Origin of the sequence: Mesorhizobium sp. B2-4-1, from assembly GCF_006442185.1 — a bacterium.
Classification (GTDB): Bacteria; Pseudomonadota; Alphaproteobacteria; order Rhizobiales; family Rhizobiaceae; genus Mesorhizobium.
Map to the genome: position 1 here is coordinate 310,554 of NZ_VFVN01000004.1, position 15,611 is coordinate 326,164.

General features: G+C 64.2%; 15 protein-coding genes. All 15 read left to right on the forward strand.

The features are described from left to right. Positions 1-119 precede the first annotated feature (119 nt). Positions 120-878, forward strand: coding sequence for a FadR/GntR family transcriptional regulator (locus tag FJ949_RS13240; protein ID WP_140496166.1), 759 nt, complete (start codon positions 120-122; stop codon positions 876-878). Continuing rightward, positions 875-1,663, forward strand: a complete 789-nt coding sequence (locus FJ949_RS13245; RefSeq protein ID WP_140496167.1) for an SDR family oxidoreductase — start codon at positions 875-877, stop codon at positions 1,661-1,663. The genes FJ949_RS13240 and FJ949_RS13245 overlap by 4 nt, the downstream gene beginning before the upstream one ends. A 79-nt stretch (positions 1,664-1,742) precedes the next feature. Continuing rightward, on the forward strand, positions 1,743-2,987 hold the full coding sequence (locus FJ949_RS13250) for a sugar ABC transporter substrate-binding protein (protein WP_140496168.1): 1,245 nt from the start codon (positions 1,743-1,745) through the stop codon (positions 2,985-2,987). Between the two features lie 23 nt (positions 2,988-3,010). Then, entirely contained in the window at positions 3,011-3,931 is a 921-nt protein-coding gene (locus tag FJ949_RS13255) for a sugar ABC transporter permease (protein WP_140496454.1), read from the forward strand. Then, positions 3,928-4,770, forward strand: coding sequence for a carbohydrate ABC transporter permease (locus tag FJ949_RS13260; RefSeq protein ID WP_140496169.1), 843 nt, complete (start codon positions 3,928-3,930; stop codon positions 4,768-4,770). Before FJ949_RS13255 ends, FJ949_RS13260 begins: the two co-directional genes overlap by 4 nt. Positions 4,771-4,778: 8 nt before the next feature. Further along, positions 4,779-5,804, forward strand: coding sequence for an ABC transporter ATP-binding protein (locus tag FJ949_RS13265; protein ID WP_140496170.1), 1,026 nt, complete (start codon positions 4,779-4,781; stop codon positions 5,802-5,804). Between the two features lie 120 nt (positions 5,805-5,924). After that, positions 5,925-7,388 carry a phosphatidylserine/phosphatidylglycerophosphate/cardiolipin synthase family protein gene (locus tag FJ949_RS13270; protein WP_140496171.1) on the forward strand — a complete coding sequence of 488 codons (1,464 nt, stop codon included), beginning with the start codon at positions 5,925-5,927 and terminating at the stop codon, positions 7,386-7,388. 107 nt (positions 7,389-7,495) lie between these two features. Continuing rightward, positions 7,496-8,296 (forward strand): endonuclease/exonuclease/phosphatase family protein, encoded by an 801-nt coding sequence (locus FJ949_RS13275; RefSeq protein ID WP_140496172.1) that lies wholly within the window; start codon positions 7,496-7,498, stop codon positions 8,294-8,296. Between the two features lie 112 nt (positions 8,297-8,408). Next, the gene (locus FJ949_RS13280; RefSeq protein WP_140496173.1) at positions 8,409-8,741 is read left to right on the forward strand and encodes a hypothetical protein; all 333 of its coding nucleotides are present in this window, start codon (positions 8,409-8,411) and stop codon (positions 8,739-8,741) included. A gap of 125 nt (positions 8,742-8,866) precedes the next feature. Beyond that, on the forward strand, positions 8,867-9,469 hold the full coding sequence (locus FJ949_RS13285) for an ANTAR domain-containing response regulator (protein ID WP_140496174.1): 603 nt from the start codon (positions 8,867-8,869) through the stop codon (positions 9,467-9,469). A 2-nt stretch (positions 9,470-9,471) separates the two neighbouring features. Further along, entirely contained in the window at positions 9,472-10,698 is a 1,227-nt protein-coding gene (locus FJ949_RS13290) for a CmpA/NrtA family ABC transporter substrate-binding protein (RefSeq protein WP_181172119.1), read from the forward strand. Positions 10,699-10,908: 210 nt separating this feature from the next. Then, positions 10,909-11,229, forward strand: coding sequence for a hypothetical protein (locus FJ949_RS13295; RefSeq protein ID WP_140496176.1), 321 nt, complete (start codon positions 10,909-10,911; stop codon positions 11,227-11,229). Positions 11,230-11,297: 68 nt separating this feature from the next. Continuing rightward, entirely contained in the window at positions 11,298-12,599 is a 1,302-nt protein-coding gene (locus tag FJ949_RS13300) for a nitrate/nitrite transporter (RefSeq protein ID WP_140496177.1), read from the forward strand. Positions 12,600-12,619: 20 nt separating this feature from the next. Continuing rightward, positions 12,620-15,070 (forward strand): nitrite reductase large subunit NirB, encoded by a 2,451-nt coding sequence (nirB, locus tag FJ949_RS13305; protein ID WP_140496178.1) that lies wholly within the window; start codon positions 12,620-12,622, stop codon positions 15,068-15,070. 208 nt (positions 15,071-15,278) lie between these two features. Continuing rightward, positions 15,279-15,608, forward strand: a complete 330-nt coding sequence (gene nirD / locus FJ949_RS13310; protein WP_140496179.1) for a nitrite reductase small subunit NirD — start codon at positions 15,279-15,281, stop codon at positions 15,606-15,608. Positions 15,609-15,611 lie beyond the last annotated feature (3 nt).

Genomic DNA, 15,611 nt, shown 5'->3' on the forward strand with positions numbered 1-15,611 from the left:
GATTTCTCCCTTGGTCCTCTCGCACCGCCTTCATAGCTTTCACTTGTAAACTTAGCAACCAAAAAACTTAGTTGCTATGTTTGGGAAAACCGTGCTAGTGAGCTCGGAAAGGATTCCGAATGCCCCTGGACGAAGCACGCAAGCCGATTTTCTCCGCGAAACTCGCGAGCCCTTCCCGCCTCGCGGACGGCGTCTCGGATGCGATCGCCGCGGCGTTGTTCGACGGACGCATCGCGCCTGGCGAAGCGCTGCCGCCGGAAGGCGAGATCGCCCGGGAATTCGGCGTCTCCAAGCCCATCGCACGCGAGGCGCTGCGCCAGTTGACCAGCGCCGGCCTCGTTTCGACCCAGCAAGGAAAAGTTGCCCGCGCCAAGGCACTTAGCGGCGAGCCGATGGAGCGCATCTACGCCTATGCGGTCCGTTCGAGCCTGACGCGGCTTCAGGAAGCCAACGAGATGCGCCGCGTCATCGAGGTTGGCATAGCCAGGCTGGCCGCCGAGCGCCGCGATCCGCGCGGCCTGGAAATGATGCGCCAGGCCGTGCTCGACATGCACGCCGGCATCGGGAGGCCTGGCGATTTCACGCAAGCCGACATTCTGTTCCACCTCGGCCTCGCGACGGCCACGGGCAACTCCATGATCCGTATTCAGATGGAAGGGATGCGGTCTGTCCAACGCGAGGTTTCGGAACTGTTCTCCCAGCGCTCCAACCGCACGGAAACGGATTGGCGGGCCACCGTCGAACGGCACCAGGCGATCTACGACGCGATCATGGCGGGCGACACCGATCTCGCGGACCGGCGCATTCACGAGCATTTCGACGCGGCCGACATCGCCTCGTTCGAGGTGGCCGGCAAGCTCGGGGAGCCGTCGCCGTGAGCAAGGACCGTTTTTCCCTTGCCGGACGGCGGGCGCTGGTGACCGGCGCCAGCTCCGGCATCGGGCGCGCGGTTGCGATCGCCCTGGCGCAGCATGGCGCCAGCGTCGCGCTGCATCACTTCGGTGACGCCGCCGGCGCGCGCGAAACGGCTGCCGCTATCGGCCCGGGCACCGCGGTTCTCGAGGCCGATTTCACCGATAGCAAGTCAATGTCGGCCTTTACCGATGAAGCCGCCGGCGCCGGGCCCATCGACATCCTCGTCTCGAACGGCGCGATCGAGCGGCGCCGTGCATGGAGCGAGATCGACGAAGCGCATATCCAGGCCCATGTGGCGGCAAACTTCACGGCCCTGCTTACCCTGGCCACGCGGCTCGTTCCCGCCATGGCCAAGCGCGGATGGGGACGCGTGGTCGCGACCGGCAGCGTGATGGCGAGGCGTCCGCGCGCGGAAACGATCGTCTATGCTTCGCTGAAGGCGGCGCAACTTACGGCGGTGCGCGCCATGGCACGCGAGGTTGCGCCGCATGGCGTCACCATGAATGTGGTATCGCCCGGCGCGATCGAGACGGAGGCAACCGCCGAGCGCTACCGGGACGCAGCCTTCCGCCAAGCGGTCGCGGCGAAGATTCCCGCCGGCCGCCACGGCCAGGCCGACGACCTCGTCGGCGCCTTCGTTTTTCTGTGCAGCGACGCCGCCCGCTACGTCACCGGGGCTGACCTGCCCGTCGACGGCGGCTGGACGATCGGCGACGCGCCCAGCGCGCTGCCGGGGACAACAGCATGACAAGTCGCCGCCGCCTGCCGGCCCGTTCGTTGCGCGCCCGCAGTTGTTGATTGGACCATCGGCGTTTCGGGAGGAAACCATGAAGACCGCAATCAAACTTGCACTATCGACCTTGGCGCTGTGCGCCCTGTCGGCGCACTCGCTGGCCCAGGAACTCCGAGTGACCGTGTGGACGGGCAGCGAGGCCCACCTCAAGATGCTGAACGGCATCGCCCAGGGCTTCATCGCCAAGCATCCGGGCGTCACGGTGAAATTCGAGACCGTTCCGGTCGCCGACTACACGCAGAAGCTCACTTTCCAGGTCGCCGGGGGCAACGCCCCCGACATCGCCTGGATGATGGAGGATGCCGCACCCGCTTTCGAGAACGCCGGGCTGCTGATGGACATCGGCCCGACGCTCAAGGCGACCGAGGGATACAATTTCGACGATTTCTCCCAGCCCGCCATGGCGCTCTGGCAGAAGGACGGCAAGGTCTACGGCGTGCCCTTCTCCACCTCGCCTTTCCTGATCTACTACAACAAGGACATGTTCGACAAAGCAGGTGTCGAAGATCCCAACCAGCTCGCCGCGAAGGGCGAGTGGAACATGCAGAAATTCCAGGAGGTCGCCAAAAAGATCACCGAGGCTAATCCCGGCAAATGGGGCTTCGAATTCAAGGATGGCGAAGGTTACGCATCGCGTATGACGCACGCCTTGCTGCCGCCCGTGCGCGCTTACGGCGGCGATCTGTGGGCCGACGGCCAGTGCGGCCTCGACAAGCCTGAAGCGGTGGCTGCCATCAAGCAGCTCCATGATATGGTGTTCAAGGACAGGTCGATCGTGCCGCCGGGAGAGCAGGGCGACTACTTCTCCGGCAATTCGGCGATGACCGTGAACCAGATCTCGCGAGCCTCGAAGATGCCCGAGGCAGGCTTCAAATGGGGCATCGCCCCCTTGCCTTCGGGACCCGCCGGCGAAGCTCCGGTCATCGGCCAGGCCGCGCTGACAGTCTTTGCGTCCGGCAAGAACAAGGAGCTTGCCGCGCAACTCGTGGCCGACATGACCAGCAAGGACAATGTGGCTGTCATGGCCCAGTTCTTTCCGCCGGCCCGCAAGAGCGTCCTGGAGAGCGACGCCTTCGTCAACTCCAACAAGCTGATCCCGCCCGAGCAGATGAAAAGCGTCGCCGCAGCGATCGTCAACGGCCGCGTTCACCCTTCGCATGAGCATGTGCCGCAGATATTCGCCGCGATGGCGCCGCGCGTCGACGCGCTGTGGCGGGCCGACGCCAATGTCGAAGAGGCGCTGAAGGGCGTCTGCGCCGCCATTCAGCCATTGCTCTGACAGGATTTCGGTTCATGGCCGGCATGGCATCCCGGGACAATGCGGCGCGCCCTGCCAGCGCGCCGTGGCTGAGCTTGAAGGCCAGGGAGATGCTGGAGGCATGGCTGTTCGTCAGCCCGACCTTGATCGGCTTCCTGGTCTTCTTCCTTGGGCCGCTGGTCGCCATCTTCTATTATTCGACGACCGAGTGGAACCTGCTCAGCCAGCAGGCGACCTTCGTCGGGCTTCGCAATTTCCAGAATGCGCTGCTGGAGAACCCCGACTTCTGGCATGTCGTGCGCAATTCCGTGATCTTCGCGCTGGGGCTCGTTCCCCTGAACATGGCGCTGGCGCTCTCCCTCGCGCTGGCGCTTTCGCGGCCGTTCTTCGGTGTCGTCTTCTTTCGCACGGTCTTCTTCGCGCCGGTGGTCACATCGGCAATCGCCTGGGCCATCGTCTGGAAATTCATGCTGCAGGGCGAAGGCGGCGCCGTGAACCAGATGCTCGCCTGGATCGGCATCGATGGCCCGAATTGGTTGCGCGAGCCCAACTGGGCGATGGCGGCCGTCATCGTCACCCGAGTCATCAAGATGGTCGGCCTCAACATGATCCTCTACATCGCCGCGCTCCAATCGATACCGCGCGACTACGAGGAGGCAGCGGCGCTGGAAGGCGCCTCGCGCTGGCAGGTCTTTCGCATGATCACCTGGCCGCTGCTCGCGCCGACGACGCTGGTCATCATGGTTCTGACGACGATCGGCTCGTTCAAGGTGTTCGACCACATCTACCAGATGACCGGCGGCGGCCCGGAAAACGGCACCCTGGTGCTGGCCTTCTACATCTATCAGCAAGGCTTCAAATTCTTCAACGTCGGCTACGCGGCCGCGCTGGCCCTGATCATGTTCGTCATCGTGATGGCGCTCACCCTCGTGCAGGTGATGTTGCGGCGGAAGGAGATGGAGTGACCCAGCGCCGGACCGAGATTCTCTATCGCATCTGCTGGACCATGGCGCTGCTGCTTTTGGCCGTGCCCTTCGTGTTCCCGTTCCTGTGGATGATTTCCGGCGGCTTCAAGAGCACCACCGAAATCTTCGGCGCGCCGACCTTGATTCCCCGCGTCTGGCGCTTCGAGAACTTCGCGGAAGTGTTCACCTATCAGCCCTTCGCGCGGCAGTATTTCAACTCGCTCTACATCGCCGCGACGGTGACGGTGCTGACCTTGTTCATCGCCTCGCTCGCGGGCTACGCGCTGGCGCGCATCCGCTTTGCCGGCGCCGGGCTGTTGATGCTGTTCCTGATGATGGCACTGATGGTGCCGGAAGAGGTCACCATCATCCCTAATTTCTTCCTGATCCGCGCCATGGGCCTGATCGACACGCACTGGCCGCTCATCCTTCTGCCGGTCTTCGGCCCGCAGGGCGTCGTGGCGACCTTCCTGATGCGTCAGTTCTTCCTCGCGCTGCCCAGGGAACTCGAAGAGGCCGGCAAGATGGACGGCCTCTCGCGCTTCGGCGTCTGGTTGAAGATCGCCCTGCCCATGGCGCGGCCGGCGCTTGCGGCGGTTGCGATCATCACCTTCCTGCATTCGTGGAACCTGTTCCTCGAACCGCTGATCTTCCTCAGTTCGCTTGAAAAATTCACGCTGCCGCTGGCGCTGTCCAACTTCAACGACAGTTACGGCCTGCCCTTGTGGAACCTGCAATTGGCGGCGACGAGCCTGGCCGTGGTTCCCATCCTCATCATCTATCTGATCGCCCAGCGCCAGATCATCGAGAGCTTCGCCCTCTCCGGCGTCAAGGGATAAGGGGAGTCATGACAAAGCTTCTGCTCAAGGACATCCGCAAGCGGTTCGGAACGGTCGAGGTGATCCGTGGCGTCGATCTCGAGATCGAGGATGGCGAGTTCGTGGTCTTCGTCGGCCCGTCGGGATGCGGGAAGTCGACGCTGTTGCGGCTGATCTCCGGCCTCGAGCATCTCAGCGAGGGCGAACTCCACATTGGCGGCCGTCTGGTCAATGAGGTTCCGGCGGCCAGGCGCGGCGTGGCCATGGTGTTCCAGTCCTACGCGCTCTACCCTCACCTGACCGTCCGCGACAATATGGGCTTCGGCCTCAAGGTCCGCAAAGTGCCGGCCGGCGAGCGCGCCCGGCGCGTCTCGGAGGCCGCCGCGACGCTGAAGCTCGAGCCGTTGCTCGACCGTTTCCCGCGTCAGCTGTCGGGCGGGCAGCGCCAGCGCGTGGCCATCGGCCGCGCCATCGTCGCCAATCCCGACGTCTTCCTTTTCGACGAACCGCTTTCGAACCTCGACGCCGAACTGCGTGTGCACATGCGCTCCGAGATCGCCGCGCTCCACCAGCGCCTGTCGACGACGATGATCTACGTGACCCACGATCAGATCGAGGCCATGACGCTTGCCGACAAGATCGTGGTGTTGCGCGACGGAAAGATCGAACAGGTCGGCTCACCGCGCGAGCTCTACGACAGCCCCCGAACCATTTTCGTCGCCCAGTTCATCGGCAGCCCGAAGATGAACATCCTGCCGCTCGCCGATGGACGGCCAATCACCCACGGGGCGTCCGTGCCTGCGGCGGCCGTCTCGATCGGCGTTCGGCCCGAGCACCTGTCGCTGGCCCAGCCTTCGTCCGCCACGCTGCGCGGCAAGGTAAAGCTTGCCGAATACACTGGCGCCGTCACGCTCATCCACGTGGAATTGGACGCGGGCCAGACTTGTCTTGTCATCCACAATCAAGGAACGGCGCCCGAGATCGGCGCCGAGATCGGCCTGGACGCAGCCCCGACGAACCTGCACTTCTTCGACGGCGAGGGCCGCGCGGTCTGACGCGATCAGGAATGGCCAGCGCGTAGCCGGCGTGCGGACGCGATAACCCGCGGAAGCATGAGAACGGGCGAATGACCCGCCGCATTGCCTTCTGTACCCGCTCGCTGGATAGTTCCGGCCATGCTGCAGAGCCTGACGACTCACTGGCCTCAAATCCTGGCGATCATCTCGGTGATGATCGCCAGCGTTGGCATTGCCCATGCCGTCATGACCAAGGAGGACGTCCGGGCCGCCACCGGCTGGGTCGGCGTGATGGTGCTGTCGCCGATCCTGGGCGTGCTGATCTATGCCGTGGCCGGCATCAACCGCATCCGGCGCGCCTCGATCAGCGCACAGCGCTCGCTTGCCGGCGATCTGGCGTCCGCCAGGCACGACCGCGACATTGCCGCCGAGGAGGCCCTGATCGTCGAACGATACGGGCCGCGCTTCATCGGCCTCAGGACGCTGGGCGACAGGGTGGCGCGGCGCGCGCTTCATCCGGGAAATGCCATCACGGTCCTGGAAACAGGCGACGAAGCCTACACCGCGATGTGTGCGGCCATCGACGGCGCCGAACGCAGCGTCCTGCTCGAAACCTATATTTTCGACAATGACCCCGTCGGCCTGCTCTTCGTGGAATCCCTTGCCCGGGCGGTCCGCCGCGGCGTCAGCGTGCGCGTGTTGATCGACGCCGTAGGCGCCCGCTATTCCGTGCCCAGCATATTGGGCCACCTGCGCGGCGCCGACATCACCGCCGGGCTCTTCAACGGCAACATCGTCATGGGCCTGCACCTGCCCTATGCCAATCTGAGGACCCACCGGAAGATCCTGGTGGTCGACGGCACGGTTGCCTTTACCGGCGGCATGAACATTCGCAAGGGCTTTTCCGCCGAGTTTGCCGGCTCCAACAGTTCCAGGGACACGCATTTTCGCGTGACCGGTCCAGTGGTAGCCGACCTCTTTTCGGTTGCCGCCGAAGATTGGCGTTTCGCCAGCAACGAGGCGCTGAAGGGCGATGCCTGGCGAATTGCCCCGCTGTCGCCGGCGCCCGCCACGCCCATGCTGGTGCGGGCGGTCGCGTCCGGCCCGGACGCCAGCGTCGAGACCAATCACAAGCTGCTGATCGGCGCCTTCTCCGTCGCGCGCAAATCGATCCGCCTCATGTCGCCCTATTTCCTGCCGGACCGCGAACTGATCAGCGCCCTGACGACCGCGGCAAGACGCGGTGTCGAAATCGATATCGTGGTGCCGGCGGTGAACAATCTTTTCCTTGTCGACCGTGCGATGACGGCGCAATTCGACCAGGTTCTGAAGCACTATTGCCGCGTCTGGCGCACGGAAGGACCTTTCGACCATTCGAAGCTGCTTTCGATCGATGGCGCATGGGCCTATATCGGGTCTTCCAACCTTGACGCCAGGTCGCTACGGCTCAATTTCGAGATCGACCTGGAGGTACTCGACGCCGGCTTCGCCAGCGAGGTCGAAAAGCGGATCGCGGCGGCGATCGAGACGGCCGTCCCTGTCACGCTGGAAGCATTGCGGGCGCGGCCATTCGTCATCCGTCTGTTCGATCGCATCCTGTGGCTGGGCTCGCCCTATCTTTAACAAAAGGACGTGTTTGCCAGATAGCTTGAAATCGATGATGGAACAGATGCCGAAAGGTTCTATTTTTTGAGGTGCATGGTGCAAGCAGCAGGAATGGCGGGCAAACGATGCGGGTGAACGGGCGCAGCCTGCCGGCAAGCATGCTTTTGTCCATTCGCGACAAACGGATGCGGAAGGCCAATGCCACGTCGACCAACAAGGCGGACGCCACCGGAACGCTGGTCGCCTCCTACAATGTCCACAAATGCATCGGCGTCGACCGCAAGTTCGATCCCGAGCGCACCAGTCGCGTCATCCGCGAGATCGACCCGGATGTCATCGCCCTGCAGGAAGCGGACAATCGTTTCGGCGACCGGACCGGACTTCTCGACCTGTCCCGGCTCGAACTGGAAACCGGCCTGGTGCCGGTGCCGATTTCGGCAACCGGCAAGGGCCATGGCTGGCACGGCAACGTCTTGCTTTTCAAAAAGGGCGTCGTGCGCGACGTGCATCAGATCAGGCTTCCCGGGCTGGAACCGCGTGGCGCTCTGGTGGCAGAAATCGACCTCGACGGAAGCCAGTCCCTGCGCGTCATCGCGGCGCATTTGGGCCTGCTGCGCCGTTCGCGGTCGCAGCAGGCACAGGTCGTACTGGATATCATGAACAGCCCCGACGAGAAGCCGACGCTGCTGCTCGGCGACCTCAACGAATGGCGCCTCGGAAACCGCTCCGCGCTGAACACGCTGCATCTGACGTTTGGACCGTTGCCTCCGGCTGTTCCCACCTTCCCCTCGAACCTGCCCCTGCTGGCGCTCGACCGCATCGTGGCCAACCGGCACGGAATGATCGCGGCCGTCGAAGCGCATGACACGCCGCTGTCGCGGGTCGCCTCCGACCATCTGCCGCTGACCGCCTTTGTCCGCCTGTAGCCACGCGCCGATAACGCCTTGATGTCGACCGCGTTGGAAAGCGTGTAGGGCGGTATCGGAACGGCGGCTCCTTTTGCGAGTTGATATGGCTTGGACAACAGGAGGACGAGACATGAGAAGCTTTTTCCTGGCCTCGATGATGGCGTTGGCCGCTTCGGCTTCCGTCATTGCGCCGACGCAGGCCGCGAGCGTCACCATCCAGTCCGGCGACGAGCCCCAGTATTCGCCCGACGACGACTATGACAATGGCGAGGTCGTCGTGCGCCGCCATCACGATCGCCAGCGTTATATCGACAATCGCTATAACGACGACGAGGACAGCGATGTTCGTTACAGCGACCGCGAATACCGCCGCTACCATCGTCACCACCGCTGCCACATCGAGTTGGTGAAACACTGGCGCCACCATCACAGGGTGATCGAAGAGGTTCGTGTCTGCACCTGACCCGAGGATCGCTGAAGTGCATCTGCGTGGCCTGATTGCAATGCGGTAAGCTGCGGCCACGCCCCTTCTGCTGCACTGGCTATGCCGCATTGCACAATTCCGCGACCTTGCCCACAATGCGGGGCATGGTCCTATCCTCCCTAGCCGTCCTGGTGATCGACGAAAACCGTATCCGCGCCTCGATCATCGAGGCGGGACTGCGCGAGGCCGGCCATCAGCGGGTGACCGTCGTCCATGACGTGGCGGGCATTGCGCGCCGCATCGCCGAGATCGAACCCGACGTGATTGTCATCGACCTCGAAAATCCCAACCGCGACATGCTGGAGAACATGTTCCAGCTGTCGCGCGCGGTGAAGCGCCCGATCGCCATGTTCGTCGACCGTTCCGACCAGGCCTCTATCGAGGCCGCGGTCGATGCCGGCGTGTCCGCCTATGTCGTCGATGGCCTCAGGCAGGAACGCGTGAAGCCGATCCTCGACATGGCCGTCAGCCGCTTCAACGCCTTTTCTCGCATGGCACGCGAACTGGAGGAAGCGCGCAGCGAACTCGAGAACCGCAAGGTCATCGACCGCGCCAAGGGAATATTGATGAAATCGCGGGGTCTGAGCGAAGACGCGGCCTACACGCTGCTGCGCAAGACGGCGATGAACCAGAACCGCAAGATCAGCGACATCGCCCATAGCCTGGTGACGACAGCCGGGCTGCTCGGGCCGCTGGAGGATGAATGAGCATGACAGCTGCGCATCAGATCACCGCCGGCTTCATGCCCCTGTTCGACAGCGCCGTGCTGGTCGCGGCCGGCGAAATGGGCTTTGCCGCGCGCGAAGGCGTCGATCTCGTCCTCCACCGCGAAACCTCCTGGGCCAACATCCGCGACCGCATCGCCATTGGCCATTTCGACCTTGCCCATATGCTTGGGCCGATGCCGCTCGCCTGCAACCTCGGGCTCACGCCGCTGGCATCCGAGACGATCGTGCCCTTTTCGCTCGGCCTCGGCGGCAATTGCGTCACCATCTCCAACGTCGTCTGGGAAGGCATGGCGGCGCACGGCGCCGTATCGGATCTCGATCCGGCCCGCGCCGGCGCGGCGCTCGGCGCGTTTATCCGCGAACGCGCGGCGGCCGGCCGCGACCCGCTACGCTTCGCCGTCGTGCATCCGCATTCCGGGCACAATTACGAACTGCGCTATTGGCTCGCCGCCTGCGGCATCGACCCCGACGGTGAGATCGAGATCGTCATCGTGCCGCCGCCCTTCATGGCCGACGCGCTGGCCGCCGGCCGCATCGACGGCTATTGCGTCGGCGAACCCTGGAACAGTGCGTCCGTCGCGGCCGGCACCGGCCACATCGTCACCGTCAAGGCGCTTTTGTGGCGCAACAGTCCCGAAAAGGTGATCGGTGCGCGCAAGGCCTGGGCCGAAGCGCAGCCGGAGGCGCTGGCGGCGCTGCTCAGGGCACTGCACCACTCCGCCCGCTGGTGCCAGGACCCGGCCAATCGAGGCGAACTGGCGGCGCTGATGGCGCAGCCCGGCCTCCTTGGCCAGTCCGCCGAAATCCAGATGCCGGTCCTGACCGGACATCTCCGCCTCGGCAGCGGCGCCGAGCGGAACGTCGAGGACTTCTTCGTTCCGTTCGACAAGGCGGCGAACTTTCCCTGGAAGAGCCATGCGCTGTGGTTCTACACCCAGATGGTGCGCTGGGGCGATATCGCGCACACGCCTGAAAACCTCGCCGTCGCCCGCGACTGCTACCGGCCCGACCTCTATCGGGCGGCGCTGAAGCCACTCGGCGTAGCGCTGCCGGGCGCCAATGCCAAGGTCGAGGGGGCGTTGAAGATCGCAACGCCCGTCGGCTCGGCCGGGGCAAGCCTGGTGCTCGGCCCCGACGGTTTCTTCGACGGCCGCATCTTCGATCCGGACCAGATCGACGCTTATATCGGGGCGCAGCGGCAAGGGTGATCATTTCCGCGCCATTCTTGTGCATTGCACAAAATTTATGCGGACTGATCGCATAGCTGACCAATGTTTGGCCTTGTCACCTGGTGGCCGGATCTGCCCGTGAATCGGCTATTCAGCTGAATTCATTCGAAATTCCTTTCTAAGGCGAGACTGGCACGGTTCCTGCATTGAAATAACCGGACCCTTAGTGGGTCACGGAACAGGCGTCCAATGGCGGGCGCCCACAGGCAAAGCTGCCGCTCAGGTCAAGACGCGATCCGGATTCCCGGACGCGAAGACCTGGCCGGCGGCTTTTTTGTTTGGCCGAACACGCAATCGACGGTGCTGGTCCCAGGCAGCGCCCAACCGGAGACGACGATGACGAAACGGATCGGAACTGGAACAACCCTCAAGGATTTCACGCGCCGCGATTTTGTCGCCAGCAGCGCGCTGGCGGCGGCGCTGTTCGTCGCAGCGAAGATGCTGTTCCCGGTTGGCGCCGTGGCCGAGGGCAAAGGTGCCCAAGTGAACGCGCCAAGCTCGCCGCGCTGATGCCGCGCCGCTGACCATCGATCAAGAAAACACGCGCGGTGCTTCTCCATCGCAAACCGGAGCCTGACATGACCGCAATCCTCCCAGCCGCGCCCAGCCAGGACAATGCCCCCCGGCAGGCGCTCGTGATGTCCACCATCGCGTTCACAGTCTGCTTTGCGGTGTGGACGATCTTTTCCATCATCGGCGTGCGCATAAAGCAGGAACTTGGGCTGAACGAGACGGAGTTCGGCCTGCTCGTCGGCACGCCGATCCTAACCGGCTCCCTCGTGCGCATGGTGCTCGGCGTCTGGACCGACCGCTATGGCGGACGGCTGGTTTACACCGCCACCATGCTCGCTGCGGCGGTAGCGACCTTCCTGCTCGCTTTTGCGCACACTTACGGACAGATGCTGATCGCTGCACTCGGCGTCGGGCTTGCCGGCGGCTCCTTCGCCGTTGGCGTCGCCTATGTCTCGCGCTTCTTCCCGGCGGGCAGGCAGGGCACGGCGCTCGGCATCTTCGGTGTCGGCAATGTCGGCGCCGCTGTCACCAAATTCCTGGCGCCTTTCGTGCTTCTCGCCTGGGGCTGGCAATCGGTCGCGCTGATCTGGGCGGCAGCACTCGTCATCATGGCCGCCATCTTCTGGTTCACGACCGGCGACGATCCCGTGATTCGCGAGCGCCGCGCCGGCAAGACCACGCCTGCGAGGAGCTTCTGGCAGGAATTCGCGCCGCTGAAGAACCCGCAGGTCTGGCGCTTCGCCTTCTATTACTTCTTCTCCTTCGGTGCGTTCGTGGCGCTGTCGCTGTGGCTGCCGCGCTACCTGATCGGCGTTTACGGCTTCGGGCTGGCGACCGCCGGCATGATCGGCGCGGCTTATTCGATTCCCGCGAGCATCTTCCGCGCCTATGGCGGAGTGCTTTCCGACCGCGTCGGCGCTCGTACCGTACTCTACTGGACCTTCTCCGTTTGTGCCGTCGCGACCTTGGTGCTGTCTCTCCCCTCGGCAGACTATGTGGTGCGCGGCATCAGCGGGCCGATCGCCTTCCATTTCGAGATCGGCCCGCTCGCCTTCATCGCCGTCGCCTGCGTGCTCGGCTTCTTCATGAGCCTCGGCAAGGCCGCCGTCTACAAACATATCCCGGCTTACTATCCGCAGAGCGTCGGGGCCGTTGGCGGCGTCGTGGGCATGATCGGCGGCCTTGGCGGCTTCATCCTGCCGATCGCCTTTGGCGCGCTGAACGATCTCACCGGCGTCTGGTCGAGTTGCTTCATGCTGCTCTTCGTCCTCGTCGTCGCCTGCTTTGCCTGGATGCATGTCAGCGTCAGGCGGATGGGGCGGGCCGCATCAACCAAGGCGTCGACCCTTTCCTATGCTGCAGAGTGACACCGGAGCGGATTAGGAACATGACCCAAAAACTCGTCATCATCGGCAACGGCATGGCCCCCGGGCGCATGCTGGAGCACCTGCTGGAACAGGCGCCGGACCGCTACAGCGTCACCATCTTCAACGCGGAACCGCGCGTCAATTACGACCGCATCATGCTGTCGCCGGTCCTCTCGGGCGAGAAGGCCTACGAAGAAATCATCATCCATGGCGACGGCTGGTACATCGCCAACAACATCACCCTCTACAAGGGCCACAAGATCGTCGCCATCGACCGCGCAGCGAAGACCGTCACGTCGGACCACGGCGTCACCGAACCCTACGATAAGCTCGTCATCGCCACCGGCTCGGTGCCGTTCATCATCCCGGTGCCCGGCCACAACCTGCCCGGCGTTCTCACCTATCGCGACCTCGACGACGTCCAGGCGATGATGCTCGCGGCCCAGTCGCGCGCCAAGGCTGTGGTCATCGGCGGCGGACTGCTCGGACTGGAAGCAGCAGCGGGCCTCAACGCGCAAGGCATGGACGTCACCGTGCTGCATGTCATGCCGACGCTGATGGAGCGCCAGCTCGATCCGGCGGCAGGCTATCTGTTACAGCGCGCCGTCGAGCAGCGCGGGATCAAGGTTGTCACCAAGGCCAATACAAAGGCGATCACGGGCAACGGCAAGGTCGAGCAGGTCGAACTCGTCGACGGCACCGTCATCCCCGCGACGCTGGTGGTGATGGCCGTCGGTATCCGGCCGAACGCAGCGCTGGCGAAGGAGGCGGGCATCGCCGTCAACAGAGGCATCGTCGTCGATGCCGGCATGCGCAGCAACGACCCGGACATCTACGCGCTCGGCGAATGCGCCGAGGTCAACGGCCAGATCTATGGGCTGGTCACCCCCCTATACGAGATGGCCCGCGTCGCCGCCCGCCAGCTCGCCGCCGACGAGGCGGTCGGTTTTGTCCACATGGACACGCCGACCAAGCTCAAGGTCACCGGCATCGACCTGTTCTCGCTCGGCGACTTCGCAGAGGGCGAGGACCGCCAGGAGATCGTGCTGCGCGACGCGGCGGCCGGCGTCTACAAGCGCCTCGTGCTCAAGGACGACCGCATCATCGGCACCGTGCTCTACGGCGAGACCGCGGACGGCGCCTGGTTCAACGACCTCAAGAAGAAGCAAACAGACATATCGCAAATGCGCGATACGTTGATCTTCGGCCAGTCCTACCAGGGGGGTGCCCCACTGGACCCTATGGCGGCCGTTGCAGCCTTGCCGGATGATGCGGAAATCTGCGGCTGCAACGGCGTCTGCAAGGGCAAGATCACGGGCGCGATCGCGGCCAAGGGGCTGACTTCGCTCGACGACGTGCGCGCGCACACCAAGGCGTCGGCCTCCTGCGGCTCCTGCACCGGGCTGGTCGAAAAACTGATGGTGCTGACCATCGGCGACAAGTACAACCCGGCCGCCGTACAGCCCATGTGCTCCTGCACGACGCTCGGCCATGACGAGGTGCGCCGGCTGATCAAGGCCAAGGCGCTGAAGACCATTCCCGCGATCATGCAGGAACTGGAATGGAAAACCTCCTGCGGCTGCGCCAAATGCCGGCCGGCACTCAACTATTATCTCGTCTGCGACTGGCCGGACGAATACGCGGACGACTACCAGTCACGCTTCATCAACGAGCGCGTCCACGCCAACATCCAGAAGGACGGCACCTATTCGGTGGTGCCGCGCATGTGGGGCGGCGTCACCAATGCCGCCGAACTGCGCGCCATCGCCGATGTCGTCGATAAGTTCGATATCCCGATGGTCAAGGTCACCGGCGGCCAGCGCATCGACATGCTGGGCATCCACAAGGAAGACCTGCCGGCGGTGTGGGCCGACCTCGGCCAGGCCGGCTTCGTCTCCGGCCACGCCTATGCCAAGGGACTGCGCACGGTGAAGACCTGCGTCGGTTCCGACTGGTGCCGCTTCGGCACGCAGGATTCCACCGGTCTCGGCATCCGCATCGAGAAATTCATGTGGGGCTCGTGGACGCCGGCCAAGGTCAAGATGGCGGTGTCGGGTTGTCCGAGGAACTGCGCCGAGGCGACCTGCAAAGACGTCGGCGTCATCTGCGTCGACAGTGGCTACGAGATCCACTTCGCGGGTGCGGCAGGCCTCGACATCAAGGGCACCGAAGTGCTTGGCCTGGTCAAGACCGAGGACGAAGCGCTGGAGCATATCGTGGCGCTGACGCAGATGTACCGCGAGCAGGCCCGCTATCTCGAACGCATCTACAAATGGGCCAAGCGCGTCGGCATCGCCGAGATCAAGCGCCAGATCATGGACGATGGCGACAAGCGCAAGGCCTTCTACGACCGCTTCGTCTTTTCCCAGAAATTCGCCCAGGTCGATCCGTGGTCGGAACGCGTGTCAGGCAAGGACAAGCACGAGTTCCGGCCGATGGCCTCGGTCGGGTTCGCGGAGGCGGCGGAGTGATGGAGATGTTCGCGCGAGCCACCCTCTGTCCCGCCGGCCATCTCCCCCTCAAGGGGGGAGATTGGATGCCACAACGGCCTTTGCCAATCGCCAACTTCGCAGAACGGACGCCATCAGCAAAACTGCCGATCTCCCCCCTTGAGGGGGAGATGTCCGGCAGGACAGAGGGGGGCGCCTGGGCGCATTCGTATCAAGTAAAGGCGACCCAATGACCTGGACACCGATCGGCTCCCTGTCCGACATCCCCCGCCGGGGCGCGCGCTGTGTTGCCACGCCGCAGGGCAAGATCGCTATCTTCCGCACCGCCGAGGACCAGGTCTTCGCCATCGACGATCATTGCCCGCACAGAGGCGGGCCGCTGAGCCAGGGCATCGTGCATGGCGCGGCGGTCACCTGCCCCTTGCACAGTTGGGTCATCTCGCTGGAGACCGGCAAGGCGCTCGGCGCCGACGAGGGCGCGGTGCGCACCATTCCGGTGAAGATCGAGGGCGAGCGTTTGTTCATCGCGCTCGAAGCGCTGGCAAGCCGCGCGGCCTGACCC

Excerpts from the sequence above, each read along its gene's own strand:
- FJ949_RS13240 (WP_140496166.1), top strand. The coding sequence starts at position 120 with ATGCCCCTGGACGAAGCACGCAAGCCGATTTTCTCCGCGAAACTCGCG.
- FJ949_RS13265 (WP_140496170.1), top strand. The coding sequence starts at position 4,779 with ATGACAAAGCTTCTGCTCAAGGACATCCGCAAGCGGTTCGGAACGGTC.
- FJ949_RS13285 (WP_140496174.1), top strand. The coding sequence starts at position 8,867 with ATGGTCCTATCCTCCCTAGCCGTCCTGGTGATCGACGAAAACCGTATC.
- FJ949_RS13290 (WP_181172119.1), top strand. The coding sequence starts at position 9,472 with ATGACAGCTGCGCATCAGATCACCGCCGGCTTCATGCCCCTGTTCGAC.
- FJ949_RS13275 (WP_140496172.1), top strand. The coding sequence starts at position 7,496 with ATGCGGGTGAACGGGCGCAGCCTGCCGGCAAGCATGCTTTTGTCCATT.
- FJ949_RS13250 (WP_140496168.1), top strand. The coding sequence starts at position 1,743 with ATGAAGACCGCAATCAAACTTGCACTATCGACCTTGGCGCTGTGCGCC.
- nirD (WP_140496179.1), top strand. The coding sequence starts at position 15,279 with ATGACCTGGACACCGATCGGCTCCCTGTCCGACATCCCCCGCCGGGGC.
- FJ949_RS13295 (WP_140496176.1), top strand. The coding sequence starts at position 10,909 with ATGGCGGGCGCCCACAGGCAAAGCTGCCGCTCAGGTCAAGACGCGATC.
- FJ949_RS13270 (WP_140496171.1), top strand. The coding sequence starts at position 5,925 with ATGCTGCAGAGCCTGACGACTCACTGGCCTCAAATCCTGGCGATCATC.
- FJ949_RS13280 (WP_140496173.1), top strand. The coding sequence starts at position 8,409 with ATGAGAAGCTTTTTCCTGGCCTCGATGATGGCGTTGGCCGCTTCGGCT.
- nirB (WP_140496178.1), top strand. The coding sequence starts at position 12,620 with ATGACCCAAAAACTCGTCATCATCGGCAACGGCATGGCCCCCGGGCGC.
- FJ949_RS13255 (WP_140496454.1), top strand. The coding sequence starts at position 3,011 with ATGGCATCCCGGGACAATGCGGCGCGCCCTGCCAGCGCGCCGTGGCTG.
- FJ949_RS13300 (WP_140496177.1), top strand. The coding sequence starts at position 11,298 with ATGACCGCAATCCTCCCAGCCGCGCCCAGCCAGGACAATGCCCCCCGG.